Below are 14644 nucleotides of genomic sequence, written 5' to 3'. Positions count from 1 at the left end.
ATCATGGGCAACCGCTGCGCGGTGATCGGGGTCGGGCAGACGCACTACACCACCAAGCGCAGGGACGTCTCCATCGCGGGCCTGGTCCGCGAGGCGGCGCTGCGGGCCCTGGAGGACGCCGGGCTGACGTTCAAGGACATCGACGCCGTCGTGGTCGGCAAGGCGCCCGACCTGTTCGAGGGCGTCATGATGCCCGAGGCGTACCTCGCCGACGCGCTCGGCGCTGCGGGCAAGCCGATGATGCGGGTGCACACCGCGGGCAGCGTCGGCGGCTCGACGGCGCTGGTCGGCGCGAGCCTGATCCAGGGCGGCGTGCACGAGCGGGTGCTCGTGGTGGCCTTCGAGAAGCAGTCGGAGTCCAACGCCACCTGGGCGCTGTCCACGCACCTGCCCTTCAGCGCGTCGCTCGTGGTCGGCGCGGGCGGCTACTTCGCGCCGCACATCCGCGAGTACATGCGCAGGTCCGGCGCGCCCGGCCACATCGGCACGCTGGTCGCCGTCAAGGACCGGCTCAACGCCCTGAAGAACCCCTACGCCCACCTCAGGATCCCCGGCATCGACCAGAAGATGGTCGAGTCCACGCCGATGCTCTGGGAGCCGATCCGCTACCTGGAGACCTGCCCGTCCAGCGACGGCGCGTGCGCGATGGTCCTGGCCGCCGAGCACAAGGTCACCGGCACCCCCGCCTGGGTGCACGGCACCGCCATGCGCTCGGAGCCCATCTTCCGGGCCGGCCGCGACACCGTCAGCCCCCAGGGCGGCAAGGACTGCGCCGCCGACGTCTACCGCCAGGCCGGCGTCACCGACCCGCGCCGCGAGATCGACGTGGCCGAGGTGTACGTGCCCTTCTCCTGGTACGAGCCGATGTGGCTGGAGAACCTGGGATTCGCGGCGGAGGGCGAGGGCTGGAAGCTGACCGAGTCCGGCGCCACGGCCCTCGACGGCGACATCCCGTGGAACGCCTCCGGCGGCGTGCTGTCCAGCAACCCGATCGGGGCCTCGGGGCTGATCAGGTTCGCCGAGGCCGCGCTCCAGGTGCGCGGCCAGGCCGGCGAGCACCAGGTGGACGGCGCCCGCACGGCGCTCGGCCACGCCTACGGCGGCGGAGCCCAGTTCTTCGCGATGTGGATCGTCGGACGGGAGAGACCCTGATGGAGTTCAACCACGCGGACCTGTTCGAAGCACTCGCCGACGCGATCGGGGACCGCACCGCCGTCATCTGCGGCGACCGGCGGCGCACCTACGCCGAGCTGGACGCCGAGGCCAACCGGCTCGCCCACTACCTCGCCGACCTGGGCGTGCGGCCGGGCCAGCACGTCGGGCTGCACCTGTACAACGGCGTGGAGTACCTGGCCGGGCTGCTGGCCGCGCTCAAGATCCGGGCCGTGCCGATCAACGTCAACTACCGGTACGTCGAGGCCGAGCTGCTCTACCTCTACCAGGACGCCGACCTGCGCGCGCTGGTCTACGACGTCGAGTTCGACCCCCGCGTGGCCGCCGTCGCGCACCAGGCGCCGCTGCTGGAGCACCTGATCGCGGTCGGCGGCGAGTCGTCGATCGCCTCGGCGGTGCCGTACGAGGCGGCGCTGGAGCGCGGCGATCCGGAACGCGGCTTCGCCCCGCGCACCGGCCAGGACGTCTACATCATCTACACCGGCGGCACCACCGGCATGCCCAAGGGCGCGATGTGGCACGTCGAGGACCTGTTCATGGCCTTCGGCGGTGGCAACCCGTACGGCGACCCGCGCACCACCCCGCAGGAGGTCGTCGACGAGGCCGTCAAGGCCACGCCCATGATCATGATGGCCACCTCGCCGCTCATGCACGGCGCCGCGCAGATGGCCACCTTCATCAGCTGGTGGGCGGGCGGGACGATGGTGCTCGTCCCCAAGTTCGACGCGGACGAGGTGTGGCGGGCGGTCGAGCGCGAGCGCGTGCTCACCATGAGCATCACGGGCGACGCCATGGCCAGGCCGCTGGCCGAGGCGCTGGAGACGGGCACGTACGACCTGTCGTCGCTGTTCGTCGTCAGCTCGACCGGCGCGATCCTGAGCGGCGCGGTCCGCGACCGGCTCCAGGGCCTGCTGCCCGACGTCATGATCGTGGACAGCTTCGGCTCGACGGAGTCCGGCTACACCGCCTCCGCGCTGCCCGGCTCCACGCCCGAGACCGGGCTGCGCTACCAGCCCAACCCGTCGGCCAGGATCAGCGTCCTGGACGAGCGGGGACGTCCCGTTCCGCCCGGTTCGGGGCAGATGGGGACGGTGGCCAGGTCCGGGCGGGTGGCGTTCGGCTACTACAACGACCCGGACAAGTCGGCGCGCACGTTCGTCACCGACCCCGACGGCACCCGCTGGCTGCTCACCGGCGACCTGGCGACCGTGGACGCCGACGGCACCGTGCACGTGTTCGGCCGCGGCTCGCAGTGCATCAACACCGGCGGGGAGAAGGTGTTCCCCGAGGAGGTCGAGGCCGTCCTCAAGGGCCATCCGGCGGTGTTCGACGCGGTGGTGACCGGCGTGCCGGACGACCGGTGGGGGAGCAGGGTGGCGGCGGTGGTCGAGCCGCGTCCCGGCGTCGAGGTGACCGCCGCCGAGCTGGACGTTCACTGCCGGGCGTCATTGTCGGGGTACAAGGTGCCGCGTTCGTACGCGTTCGTGAAGGAGATGGTCCGCTCGCCCGCCGGCAAGGCCGACTACCGCTGGGCCAGGCAAACCGCCGAAGCCGCCACCCCCTGACCACCCGGTCGTCGCTCGTGGGCTCCGGCCGCGCGGTGGCTAGGTCGTGCGTAGTTCGGCCTCCACCTGGGCCGCCTCCTCGCGCCTGCCGGACTTCTCCAGCAGCCGCAGCCGGCCGCGCAGCACGTCGCGCAGCAGCTCGGTGAGCTCGCCGTTCCCGCCGTTCGGGGCGGTGGCACCGGCGGTCAGGAGGCCGCGCAGCAGGCCGTGCGCGACCCGGAGCGCGGTGTCGGCCGCGTCGTCCCTGCCCAGCTCCTGCTGGCAGAAGCCGAGCCGGGCGTGGGCGACGGCGGCGGCCGGCTCGTCGTCGATGACCTGGGCGCCGCGATGGAAGACCAGGCCGGCCTCCAGCGCCCGGCCCGACTCCATCAGCGCGTCGCCCAGCATGAGCAGGGCGCGGGACAGGATGCCGCCGAGCAGGGGGTTCGCGGGGGCGTGGCGTTCGAGCACGGCGACGGCCTCGCGCAGCGGTCCCACCGCCGCCGCCGGCTGCTCGCGTAGCCGGAGCGCGGCGGCCAGCGTCAGCCCGGCGCCCGCCCGGCTGACGTGCAGCGCCTCGGCGTTCATGCCCGTGGTCAGCAGCTCGTCGTAGATCGCGATGGCCTCGCGGGCCCGCTGCTCGGCCTCCGCAGCCGCGCCGGGCCGCAGCAGGGGCAGCAGCTCCGAGCTCTGCGCCAGCGAATCGGCCAGGATCGCCCGGTACGTCAGCTCGCCCGGCGACCGCCTGGCCAGCCGGATCAGCTCCTCGGCCAGCGCGCCCGCCTCCCGCGCCTCGCCCAGCATCATGTGGCACCTGACCAGGCGCTGGGTGGCCAGGGCATGCCTGAGCGTGCGCGGCGGCAGGCCGGTGACGGCGATCCTGGCGTACTCGGCGGCCTCCTCGGGACGCCCGGCGGCCAGCAGGTCGTCGGCGACCGTCCCGGCCACCTCGGCCGCCGCCGCGGGCCGGGCGAGCCGGACGTGCAGGCGCATGGCCTCCACCAGGTGGGCCAGCGCCTCCTGCGTCCGGCCGGACGCGCGCAGCACCTGCCCGCGCACCTGGATCGCCTGCGCGCGCACGCCGAGCAGCCCGGCCTCGCCGCCCCGCGCCTCCGCGGCGCGTTCCTGCTCGGCCAGCGACCAGGTCACCGCCTCCAGCGCGGCCTGCGGACGGTCGAGGGCGGCCAGAGCGGCGCCGAGCTGGGCGTACGTGACGGCGGCGACCGCGGGCTCGTCCAGCTCGTCGCAGAGGTCGGCGGCGCGTTCCGAGTGGGCCAGCGCCTCCACCGGCCGACCGGCCTCCAACAGCCTGACCGCGTACCTGTTCAGCGTGTCGGCCAGCGCCCTCCCGTCCTCGGACAACAGGTCCACGGCCTGCTCAAGGACGGTCAGGTCGGCGTCGCCGAGCGCGGCCAGCGCCAGGCCCAGGGAGTGCCGGTGGCGGGCGTCGAACGCGGCCAGCCCCTTGAGGACGCGTACGGCCGGAGCCGCCGTCGCGCCGCCGAGCATGAGGCAGTGGCCGAACCGCTCGTGCAGCAGCGGGTTCTCGCTGACCGGGGCCTCGCGCTCCAACGCCTCGGCGAACGCCGTCAGCAGCGGCAGCAGCCTGGCGGCCGTCCTCGGGGTGGCCGCGCGCAGGTGGGCGGACAGCTCGTCCACGGCCGTGGTGAGCACGTCGGGGTGCGGCAGCGGGCGTACCCGGAGGATCTGGGCGTACAGGTCGGTTCCGGCGGACGGGCCGTGGCCGGTCACGCGGAGCCGGGCCAGGCGGGCCAGCGCTCGGACGTGCACGCCGGCCAGGTCCCGGGTGAGCGGGCCCTCCTCGGCCATCAGGGCGACGCCCTTGGCCAGCTCGGCGGCGGCGAGGTCGCGTTCGTCCAGGTCGGCGTGGCACAGGCCGCTGAGCTCCAGGCAGGTGGCGGTGAGCAGACGGGTGCGCTCGGGCGGCTCGGGCACGAGGATGTCCAGGGCGCGGGTGACCGATTGGAGCGCTCCTGCCACGTTCCCGGCGGCCAGCCGGAGGCCCGCGTGCAGACGCAGCGCCCCCGCGAGCACGACCGGGGACTCCAGCCGCTCGGCCACCAGCCCCTCGCACACCGCGACCAGCCGCTCCGCCTCGCTGTCGGCGACCTCCAGGCGGCCCGTGGCCTCCAGCGCCACGACCTCCAGGACGAGCAGCTTGGCCAGCTCCTGCTGCACCACGAAGCTGACCTCGGCCTGCGGCCCACACGCCTCCACAGCACCCCGCAGATACGGCACCGCCTCCGAATACCGCCCCAACCCCACAAGCGCCCGCCCAACCGCCCCCACAACGGCCCCACCCACAACGGCCCCACCCGCGCCCACCCCACCGGCGCCCACCCCACCGGCGCCTACCCCACCCGCGCCCACCCCACCGACTCCAGCCCCCTGGGTGCTCCCGTCGCCGGGGTCGTCAGGTGTCGCGTGGCGTCGTAGCAGGTCGGCGGCCTGGGTTGCGAGGCGGAGGGCGTCGCGGGCGCGTCCGGTCTCGGCCCAGGCGCGTGCCAGCGCTGCCTGGGCGGCGGCGTACGCCTGCACTCGCGCGGCTTGCGGCCCGTCCGGAGTTTGCGGCCTGTCCGCGGCCGGTGGCCTGTCCGCGGTTCGCGGACCGTTCGCGGGCGGCGGTCCTGCGGGGACCTGCGGGTCTTCCGCGACCCCAGGTCCGCCCATGACCTGTGGCCCCTCCAGGACCGCAAGGTCGTCGGCGGATGCGGGGCTGTCCGCGGGCTCCAGGGCGGCGCGGGGTTCGATCAGGGTTCGTTCGGCTCTGGCCACGTCGGGTGGCGGGGTGATCAGGGTGGTCATCCAGGGCTGTTCGGGTTCTCCGGCCCCGGCGGCGGTGGGGTCGGTCGTCGACTCCTGCCAGGCTCGGATCTCCTCCCGGTGTCGCCGGTAGGACGCGTCTTCGGTGCTCAGGGCGTCGTACAGAGCGGCCGCTGCCTCCGCATGGGCTCGGGCGTCGGCGGGGCGGTCGAGTTCGGCCAGGCAGAGGGCGAGCAGGTGTCTGGAGCGAGCCCTGACGGCCCTGTGCCGTTCGTCCAGTTCGGAGGCGAGGATCGCGGCGTCCTGGAGCGGGTCGAGCGCGTCGCGGGGGCGCGCGTCGGTCAGCAGCAGTTCGCCCAGGTCGAGGAGCTGGACGGTCAGGGCCGGGCGGTGCTCGTCGGGTTCGAGCGCGACCAGCGAGCGCAGGTTCCGCACCGCCTCGGCGGCGAACCGCTCGGCCTGGTCCAGGTCGTACAGCTCGCGGTGCAGCCCGGCCAGCAGGCCCGCGGCCTCGGCCAGCATCAGCCGCAGGCCCGGCTCCTCGTCCGCCAGGCCGCGCAGCCGTACGACGGCCTCTGCGGCGGGAGCGACGGCCTCGGCCGCCCTGCCGTGTTCACCGAGCCACCCGGCCAGCAGGCACAACCGTTGAGCCAGATCCCTGTCGGTCGGCGCCGCGCCCGCCACGCCGGCGGTGGCCGCGACGGCAAGGCAGGCGGCCAACTCGGGCAACGCCCCCGGCTCGGGTCCGGGGAAGGCGAATGGCGGGACAGGCGTGGGGAGCTGGGGCGGGGGAGCCGGGGTGGGGCTTGTGGGGGAGGCGTGCGCTGTGAGGACGTCGGTCAGGGCTGCGGCGACCTCGCCGGCACCGCCCGCCGCCGCGAACGCCTCCACCGCCTCGGCCGTCCGCCCCGAGTCCAGCAGCGCGCACGCCAGGTTGTGGTACGCCTGCCCGGCCCGTCCCGCGTACCCGGGATCGTCCTCGGCCAGGATGCGGAACCGGGTCGCCGCCTCCTGGGCGGGCCTGAGCGCGCTCCCGGGTTCGCCCGCGAGCAGCAGGCACGCCCCCAGGACGAACAGCGCCTCCGCCTGCCCGGCCGCCTCCTCGTACGGGGGAGCGGCCGCGAAGATCTCCACGGCCTCGGCGGCGGCCACCACCGCCTCACCCACCCGGCCCACGGCCGACAACCGGGACGACAGCCGGGCCAGCGCCCCCGCCAGCGCCGTCCGCCTGCCGCCTGCGCGGAAGTGCCGTACGGCCAGCTCGGCCAGCGTCACCTCAAGGGCCCGCACCCCGAGCGGCGGCCCAGCAATGGACGGACCCCATGAATCCGCTCGGGAATCCACCTGCGCATCCGCCTGCGGTTCGAAGGGCAGCGCGGCCACCGCCGCGGTCGTCGCCCGGTCGGCCGGCAGCTGCGTGAGCGCGGCGTTGAGCAGGTCGCCGAGCCGGGTGGCGGGGTTCGCCGCCGCCTCCGCGACCAGCGCCCCGATCCTGGACGTCACCAGCGAACGCAGCGCCCGCCCCACCTCCGCCCGCTCCGCGCCCAGGCGGAGCACGTCGAGCAGGCGTGCCAGGTGCCCGGCCGTCCGCCGCTCGTGGTCGTGCACGGCCAGGACCAGCGCGTCCAGGTCCTCGGTCTCGGCGAGCGCCTGCTCGGCCACCAGGTCAGGCCCGAGCGGGCACAGCCGGTCCACGCCGGGGAAGACGCGTCCCAGCCAGTCGGCGACGACCGCCGCGGCCTGCGGATCGCCGTGCAGGGCGGGCACGGCCGACAGCAGGCCGGGCAGCTCGGCGGGGGTGGGGGCGGTGAGCGTGAGCAGGGCGACGGACTGCCGGGCGGTGGTCTCGTCCACCTGGGCGCGGCCGGCGGGCCAGACGGTGGCCCACTGGTCGCGTTCGCGGTCGAGGAAGCGGCTGAGCAGCTCCTCGCCGACGGTCACCGTCGCGCGCGTCCGGGTTCCGCTCCGGCCGCCGGGACGGAAGGCGTTCCAGGACGTCCCGGGGCGGGGGTCGGGCGCCGTCCGGTAGGGCGGGGCGCCGATCCCGCCGCCGGGCAGGGCGTCCGGGACGGTGGGCGCGGGCAGGACCTCCGTCTCGCCGCCGCGCAGCCGCAGCAGGGCCGCGAGGTGGACGCGGAGCGGCAGGCCGTACTCGGGGTCGTCCAGGCGCGGGGGCGTGGGGAGCGCGGCCCGGCTCGGCGCGAACGCCTTCATCGCCGTGAACGCGTGCTCGGTGCGCTCGTTCAGGGTGAGCGGGTGCTGGTTGAGCTGCACGGTCGTGGTGTTGAGCCGGCGCAGCCAGCCGCCCGCCGCCGTGTCCAGCCGCCGCCACCACTCCGCCTCGCCGGGCTCGCGGGCCAGCAGCAACACCCGTACGCGGGGGTTGTGCCCGTGCTTGGCCAGCCGCCGTACCAGCTCGCCCACCAGCGGAGCGGACGGCTCCGGCGACTCCACGACCACCAGCGAGGGCCGCACCGCCTCCAAAGACACCGCCGCGCGCCCGGACAGGGCGGCGAGCGCGGCGTCCAGGGCCAGGAAACCGGCGTCCCAGCCCGCTTCCCGCAGTCCCTCGCACAGCTCCCCGGCCAGCCGGGTACGGCCCGCGCCGCTCCGCCCGGTCACCACCGCGACCGACAGCGCGGCCGGCTCCCCGGCCCAGGCCCGCAGGGCGGCGAGCTGCCCGTCCCGCCCGGAGTACGGCACCACGGCGTGCCGCGGCAGCAGCAGCCGCCAGTCCGGGCAGTCGGACGGCAACGGCTCCCGCGCCGGCAGCAGCAGCCCGGACAGGACCACCCGCCCGTCCCCGGCCGAAACCCTCTCCAAGGGGCCCGGCGCAGCGCCGGTCAGCTCGCGGAACCGGTCGTCGCGCAGCAGCACGCCCACGGGCACCGCGTCGAGCCGCCCCCGGGCGTGCCCGGCGGCCGAGGCCGTGACGACGGCGGCGACCTGCCCGGCGGGCTCGGCCAGCAGCGCGGCTCCGGTCAGGCCCGCCCACACCTCCAACGGAGGCGGCGGGCCGGGCACGTCCATGCTGAGCGTCCGCGACGCCGGGCCCGTGGGGGCGGCGGCGGTTCCGGACAGCACCCGGACGTCCCTGAACCCCGACCGCCGCCGCGCCCGCGGGAACCCCATGGCCAGGCACGGCACTCCTTCTCCGGACAAGGCGGCCCATCGAAGGTGCCCGATGCCGGGCACGTCGGCCCAGGGCGGTCCGGGCACCCGCAGCAGCACCGCGCCGTGCCCGCGCCAGACCTGCTCGGCCGCCGCCCACCGGGACGACCACGGCGGGCGCACCTGGCAGGGCGTGTCGGGATCCACCACGGGGGACGCGGTCAGCACGAGGTCCGTGCCGATCACATGGCCGGTCCCGGTCACGCCGACCACGTCGTCGTGACCCGAGTAGACCTCGACGACTCGTTCGAGGCCGAGGCGGTGCGGTGGCGCGTCCATGGGTCCGCCTAGCTGCTACGTCCCGGCTTTTCGTCCCCCGATCGATCTCACTATCGCATTAAGAGCGGGAAATTTCGCGGCTTGTCATGCCTTCTCGGTTGTGAGCCACGCGGCCAGCCCGAGGTAGACCAGGCCGCTGCCCACGTCGAGCCGCCGCCGCGCCCGTACGGACCCGCGCAGCCGTCCGGCCAGCGTGGACGACAGCAGCGCGTACATGCCGTCACTGGCCATCCCCAGCACCAGCCACAACCCGCCGAGCATCAGGATCTGCGGTCCCACCGGCCCCGCCGCCGGGACGGTGAACAGCGGCAGGAAGGTCAGGAAGAACACGGCCGTCTTCGGGTTGAGCACGTTGACCACGAACCCCTCCCAGAACAGCCGCCGCCTGGACTGCACCTGCAGCTCGACGACCTCCTCGGACTCCCCGCCGCGCTTCATCAGCTTGCGCAGGCCGAGCCAGAGCAGGTACGCCACGCCCACGTACTTGACGACCGTGAACGCGGTCGCCGAGGCCGCGATCAGCGCGCTGAGGCCGAGGGCCGCCGCGCCGATGTGGACCAGCGAGCCGGCGTGCACGCCCAGCACCGAGACGAACCCGGCGGACCGGCCCTGGGAGACGCTGCGGGTGACGATGTAGAGCACCGCGGGGCCGGGGACCACGAGCAGTCCCAGCGTGGCCGCGCAGAACAGCGCGATATGCGTGATGTCCGGCATGTGCTCATCGTAAGGACGCCGTCAACGGTTTTCCCCGGCGGGCGGCAGGCTCGCGCCGAGCGCTTCGAGCAGGGCGCCGGTGGCCGGCGGGTGCGGCGGGTCGCCGTAGACGGCGGCGTACACGTGCCTGGTGGAGCCCGGCACCTGGGCCGCCGCGACGTCGGGGTTGCGGTGGGCGCTGAGCGCCAGGCCGGGCAGCACGGTCAGGCCCATCCCGGCCGCCACGAGCGCCTGCACGGCCACGATGTCGTCGCTGGTGAAGGAGATGCGCGGCTCGAACCCGGCCTTGGCGCAGATGTCGAGCAGGTGGCTGCGGCAGCGGTCGCAGCCGGCGATCCAGGGGGAGTCGGCGTGGTCGGCCAGCTCGCCGCCCGGCTCGGGGGAGACCAGGTAGCTGGGGTCGTCGAGGAGGTGGATCAGGTGCAGGCCGGCGTCCTCGGGGGCGGTGTCGTCGTACCGGAACATGACGGCGACGTCGACCCGGCCGGCGCGCAGCAGCCGGAGGGCCTCGGGCGGCTCGGTCTCGGTGAGCTCCAGCCGCAGCCCGGGATGGGCGGCCGCCAGGCGGCGGACGGCGGACGGGATGAACGTGCCGAGCGCCGACGGGAAGGCGGCCAGCCGCACGCGGCCCTCGCGCAGGCCCACGTGGGCGGCCAGCTCCTCGGCGGTGGCGTCGATCCGGCCGATGATGTCGGCGGCGCGGTCGGCCAGCAGCCGGCCCGCCTCGGTCAGCCGGATGCCGCGCCCCACCCGCTGGACGAGCTTGGCGCCGGTCTCGGCCTCCAGCCGGGCCAGATGGTGGCTGATGGACGGCTGGGAATAGTGGAGCTCCTTGGCGGCCGCGGTGAGCGACCCCTTGCGGGCCACCGCGACCAGGACGCGGAGCCGGGCGACGTCGAGCATTCATCAATCGTATCTATCAATAGGCCAGAAGACTTCTGTTGGACCTATCGATCGCCATAGGTCACCGTAGAGAGGGAGGACAAATTGCCGCATTTTCCCTAGGGGGACACCGTGAACATGGTCGCGACCACCACCAGGCCAGGGCTCGACGTTCTGGTGTCCGGCATCTCCGAGATCGTGGCCAGGAAGCTCGGCGCCCGCGAGACCGCGTTCGCCGTCGCCGACCTGCTGCGCGACCGGCTGCCCGGCATGGACATCCTCACGCCCGAGGAACGCCTCGGCACGCCCGACCGCTATACCTCCCACCTGCTGCACGCCCAGGACGAGTTCTCGATCGTGGCCGTCGTGTGGCGTCCCGGCCAGTACACGGTGATCCACGACCACGTGTCGTGGTGCACGTTCGGCATCCTCAGCGGCATCGAGCACGAGACGCTCTACCGCGACATGGGCGACCACCTGCTGGAGATCGGACGCGCCGACAACCGGCCGGGCGAGGTCAGCGGCTTCGCCCCGCCCGGCGACATCCACATGGTGCTCAACACCAGCGACGAGGTCGGGGTGTCGCTGCACGTGTACGGCGCCGACGTCGGCAAGCTGGGCAGCAGCGTGCGCCGCGTCTACGAGCTGCCGGTGCGCTGAGCCCGCCTCACCTGATGCGGCCGTGGAGCAGCTCGACCAGGGTCTGGTGGGTCTGCTCGATCGGCCGCTCGGGGTAGAGGGCACGGCGTTCGATGGCGACCGTCAGGACCATGCCGAACAGGGCGGTCGCCGCCGTCTCCACGTCGAGGTCGGCGCGGATCTCGCCACTGGCCGCCGCCCTGCGCAGCACGTCCGCGTACACGCCGAGCGCGCTCTCGCGCAGCCGCGCCACCGCCTCCTGCCAGGCGGTGCGCCACATCTCGGCCAGCAACACCCGGGCGAACGGGCCGTGCTCCTCGAAGAAGCGCAGCTGGCCGAGCACGACCGAGTCGAGGGCGGCCACACCGCTCTCGCCGGTGTCGGCGGCGGCCAGCGCCCCCGCCAGCCGCTCGATCGAGTGCTCCAGCAGCGCGGAGAACAGGCCCTCCTTGCTGCCGAAGTTGTAGAACACGGTGCCCTTGGCCACCCCGGCGCGCTCGGCGATCGCGTCGACCGCGGTGGCCGCGTAGCCCTGCTCGGCGATCAGCTCGACCGCCGCCGTGAACACCTTCGCCCGGGTGTCCTGCCTGCTCACAGCGACAGCTCGGGGTGCAGGCGCTTCATGGACCAGATGCGGCCCCGCTCCACCGCGAGGGTGGTCAGCGCGAGCCCGAGCACGAGGAATGCGGACAGCACGCCGCAAGCCTGCCACACCACGGTCAGATCGCCGCCACTGATCAGCCTGCGCAGCGCCGAGACGACCCAGCTCATCGGCAGCCACGGCGAGATCGTCTGGAAGAACCCGGGCGAGGTCTCGATCGGGTACGTCCCCGCCGCCGAGGTGAGCTGGAGCATCAGCAGCGCCAGCCCCACCACCCGGCCGGGCGGCCCGAGCAGCGCGTTGACCGCCTGCACCACCGCCAGGAACGCGGCCGCCGCGAGCAGCAGCAGCCCGATCACCCCGAGCCAGTGGGCCGCCTCCAGGCCGAGCGCGAACCGCAGCACCGCCGCCAGCACGCCGACCTGGGCCGCGCCCAGCGCCACCGCGGGCAGCCAGCCGGCCAGCGCGATGCGCACCGCGCCCTGGGTCCCGGCCAGCCGCCGCTGGTTCAGCGGCTTGAGCACCATGAAGGTGATCATCGCGCCCACCCACAGCGCCAGCGGCAGGAAGAACGGCGCGAAGCCGGTGCCGTAGTTGGGGACCTCGTTGTCGACCGTCTTGGCCAGCCGCACCGGGTCGCTCATCACGTCGGCGCGGGCGGCCCGCTGCCGGGCGTCGTAGTCGGGGATCTTCTCCGCGCCCTCGCCGAGCCCGCCCGCCAGGTCCTTCGAGCCCTTGGCGAGCTGGTCCATGCCCTTGTCCACCTGGCCCGCGCCGTCGTGCAGCCGGCCGACCCCGGTGCGCAGGGTGCTCGCGCCGTCGCTGAGCTTGACCAGCCCGCCGCCGAGCTGTCCGAGGCCGCTGGTCACCTGGGCCGAGCCGTCGTGCAGCTTGGCCGCGCCCTGGTAGAGGGTGCCCGCGCCGGTGCCGGCCTTGGCCAGGCTCGCGTCCACGGTCGCCGCGCCCGCGGCCAGCTTGGCCAGGCCGTCGTCCAGGGCGTTCACCTGGGTCCTGACCTGGTTGACCTTGGGGCCGATCTGCGGGGCCACGGCCGCGATCTTCCTGGCGTTCCTGGCCAGCTCGCGGGCCTGGGCGGACAGGGCGGAGGCGCCGCCCGTGCCGCCGGTGCCGCCGGTGCCCGCCGAGCCGGCCTGCTCGGCGGCGCGTTCGGCGGCGTTCGCCGCGCTGCGCAGCAGGGAGCGCACCTCGGGGTCGGCGTCCGCGCCGAGGCGGTCGAGCGCGGCCTGGGCCTGGGAGGCGGCCTCGCGGGCGCTGCCCGCCGCGCGGGTCGCGCCGGCGCCCGTGCCGGAGCCGTCCGCCAGCCGGTCGGCGGCGTCGGCCACCTGCTCGGCGGCGTCGGCGACCTTCGGGCCCCACTCGTTCAGCACCGGCACGTACTTGTCGGCGAGCTGGTTGACCGCGCGCGTCTGGGTGTGGACCTGGTCGGCCGCCTTCCGGGTGCCCTTCCGCAGCTCGGAGGTGCCCTCGCTGCGGAGCTTGCGCAGGCCGTCGCGCAGCTCGCCGATGGCCTGCTGCGCCTTGCCGATGCCGCCGGTGACCTGGGCCGAGCCGTTCCGCAGCTTGCCGGTGGCGGTGTTGGCGCTGTTCAGGCCGACGGAGAGCTGCTGGGCGCCGTTCTCGGCGGTGCCGAGGCCGGAGTTGAGCCGGGAGACGCCGTCGCCGGCCTTGACCGCGCCGTCGTGCAGCTTGCCGGCGCCGTCGGCGGCCTCGGTGGTGGCGTCGTGGATGTCGCCGATCGAGACGAAGACCTTGTCGAAGTAGTCGTGGATGGCCGTGCGCTCGGCCGCGGCGCGCACCTCGTTGAAGACCGCGTCGGAGATGCTGCCGACGATGTAGCTGCGGCCGGTGTCCACGCGCAGGCCGAGCTGGGCGGGGGTGGGGGTCGTCGTGTCGTCGGACGGCGAGGCCAGGCGGGCGCTGAAGTCGGCGGGCACGGTGAGCGACAGGTAGTAGCTGCCGTCGGCGACCCCGTCGGCCGCCTGCCGGGGCGTGGCCTCGTGCCAGGCGAACGTCCGGCGCTCGCGCAGCTCGTCGGCCAGGTCCTGGCCCGCGTGCAGGGTCTTGCCGTCGACCGTGGCCGGGCGGTCCTCCATGACCAGCGCGACGGGGACCCGGTCGAGGTTGCCCTGGGGGTCCCAGAACGACCACAGGTACAGTCCGGCGTACAGCAGCGGCAGCACGATCACCGCCGCCAGCGCAGCCCGGGTCAACCGGGACCGCAGCATGCCCTTCATCACAGCTCCACGAGGTGGTCGTAGCGGGCGGGCGGGCGCACGCAGCTCGCGACCACGGCCGTGCCGAGGCCGGCGCCGAGGTCGCGCAGGAGGTCCCAGAGCTCCCGTACGCGGTCGTCGGGCAGGCCCGCGTCCACGTTGTCGGCGAGGATCACCGCGGGCTCGTCCAGCAGGGCCAGGGCGACGCCGAGGCGCACCTGCTGCTCGCGGTCCAGCTCGCTCACCGGCGTCGTGTCCGGCGCCGCGAGCCCCGCCCGCTTCAGAACTTCCTGGTACGGCTTGCGCCTGCGCTCGCGCAGGTGCTCCTTGACCGTCAGCGCTCTGTCGAGATCCGTCACGCCGTCGACCAGCGCGAGCGCCGCCGCCTTGCGGATGGCCCGCGGCCTGGTGTGCCCGGCGACGGAGAGCGTGCCCGTCGTCGGCTTCATCCGCCCGGCCAGCGTGAGCAGCAGGCTCGTCCGTCCGCTGCCCGCCGGTCCGGCGACCGCCGTGAGCGTCCCGGGGCCCGCCTTCAGCGAGACCGCCGGGTACACCCCCTCGATCGACAAGCCCTCCGCGACGATCACCACAACCCCATCTCTTGAACTGACTGGTCAGTACAA

The 14644-nt window shown here is 74.5% G+C and carries 9 protein-coding genes; 3 read left to right on the top strand and 6 right to left on the bottom strand.

The genetic code is table 11. The annotated features are described in order from the left end of the window. Nucleotides 1–3: 3 nt before the first annotated feature. Nucleotides 4–1152, top strand: a complete 1149-nt coding sequence (locus ACFYUV_RS13975; RefSeq protein ID WP_352323091.1) for a thiolase domain-containing protein — start codon at nucleotides 4–6, stop codon at nucleotides 1150–1152. Beyond that, nucleotides 1152–2738 carry an acyl-CoA synthetase gene (locus ACFYUV_RS13970; RefSeq protein ID WP_387668648.1) on the top strand — a complete coding sequence of 529 codons (1587 nt, stop codon included), beginning with the start codon at nucleotides 1152–1154 and terminating at the stop codon, nucleotides 2736–2738. Before ACFYUV_RS13975 ends, ACFYUV_RS13970 begins: the two co-directional genes overlap by 1 nt. A gap of 39 nt (nucleotides 2739–2777) precedes the next feature. Here ACFYUV_RS13970 and ACFYUV_RS13965 read toward each other — a convergent pair whose 3' ends face one another. From ACFYUV_RS13965 to ACFYUV_RS13955, 3 genes are all read right to left on the bottom strand, one after another. Continuing rightward, nucleotides 2778–8951 carry a hypothetical protein gene (locus ACFYUV_RS13965; protein ID WP_387668646.1) on the bottom strand — a complete coding sequence of 2058 codons (6174 nt, stop codon included), beginning with the start codon at nucleotides 8949–8951 and terminating at the stop codon, nucleotides 2778–2780. Between the two features lie 84 nt (nucleotides 8952–9035). Further along, nucleotides 9036–9665: a LysE family translocator gene (locus tag ACFYUV_RS13960; protein WP_387668644.1), complete on the bottom strand. Its 630-nt coding sequence runs from the start codon at nucleotides 9663–9665 to the stop codon at nucleotides 9036–9038. 21 nt (nucleotides 9666–9686) lie between these two features. After that, entirely contained in the window at nucleotides 9687–10568 is an 882-nt protein-coding gene (locus ACFYUV_RS13955; protein WP_387668642.1) for a LysR family transcriptional regulator, read from the bottom strand. 117 nt (nucleotides 10569–10685) lie between these two features. Here ACFYUV_RS13955 and ACFYUV_RS13950 point away from each other — a divergent pair, with 117 nt between their 5' ends. After that, a complete protein-coding gene (locus tag ACFYUV_RS13950) occupies nucleotides 10686–11207 on the top strand; it encodes a cysteine dioxygenase (RefSeq protein ID WP_387669268.1) in 522 nt (173 codons plus the stop codon). A gap of 7 nt (nucleotides 11208–11214) precedes the next feature. Here the strand turns inward: ACFYUV_RS13950 and ACFYUV_RS13945 are convergent, their stop codons facing one another. The 3 genes from ACFYUV_RS13945 to ACFYUV_RS13935 are packed head-to-tail and all read right to left on the bottom strand — an operon-like array spanning nucleotide 11215 to nucleotide 14611. After that, entirely contained in the window at nucleotides 11215–11781 is a 567-nt protein-coding gene (locus ACFYUV_RS13945; protein ID WP_387668639.1) for a TetR/AcrR family transcriptional regulator, read from the bottom strand. Further along, nucleotides 11778–14042: a YhgE/Pip family protein gene (locus ACFYUV_RS13940; RefSeq protein ID WP_387668636.1), complete on the bottom strand. Its 2265-nt coding sequence runs from the start codon at nucleotides 14040–14042 to the stop codon at nucleotides 11778–11780. The genes ACFYUV_RS13945 and ACFYUV_RS13940 overlap by 4 nt, the downstream gene beginning before the upstream one ends. Continuing rightward, nucleotides 14042–14611: an ATP-binding cassette domain-containing protein gene (locus ACFYUV_RS13935; RefSeq protein WP_387668634.1), complete on the bottom strand. Its 570-nt coding sequence runs from the start codon at nucleotides 14609–14611 to the stop codon at nucleotides 14042–14044. Before ACFYUV_RS13935 ends, ACFYUV_RS13940 begins: the two co-directional genes overlap by 1 nt. Nucleotides 14612–14644: the final 33 nt, after the last annotated feature.

Source organism: Nonomuraea sp. NPDC003560 (assembly GCF_042878785.1).
Lineage (GTDB): Bacteria > Actinomycetota > Actinomycetes > Streptosporangiales > Streptosporangiaceae > Nonomuraea.
This window is presented reverse-complemented; position numbering and strand designations above follow the sequence as displayed.

Excerpts from the sequence above, each read along its gene's own strand:
- ACFYUV_RS13940 (WP_387668636.1), bottom strand. The coding sequence starts at position 14,042 with ATGAAGGGCATGCTGCGGTCCCGGTTGACCCGGGCTGCGCTGGCGGCG.
- ACFYUV_RS13960 (WP_387668644.1), bottom strand. The coding sequence starts at position 9,665 with ATGCCGGACATCACGCATATCGCGCTGTTCTGCGCGGCCACGCTGGGA.
- ACFYUV_RS13965 (WP_387668646.1), bottom strand. The coding sequence starts at position 8,951 with ATGGACGCGCCACCGCACCGCCTCGGCCTCGAACGAGTCGTCGAGGTC.
- ACFYUV_RS13970 (WP_387668648.1), top strand. The coding sequence starts at position 1,152 with ATGGAGTTCAACCACGCGGACCTGTTCGAAGCACTCGCCGACGCGATC.
- ACFYUV_RS13950 (WP_387669268.1), top strand. The coding sequence starts at position 10,686 with ATGGTCGCGACCACCACCAGGCCAGGGCTCGACGTTCTGGTGTCCGGC.
- ACFYUV_RS13955 (WP_387668642.1), bottom strand. The coding sequence starts at position 10,568 with ATGCTCGACGTCGCCCGGCTCCGCGTCCTGGTCGCGGTGGCCCGCAAG.
- ACFYUV_RS13975 (WP_352323091.1), top strand. The coding sequence starts at position 4 with ATGGGCAACCGCTGCGCGGTGATCGGGGTCGGGCAGACGCACTACACC.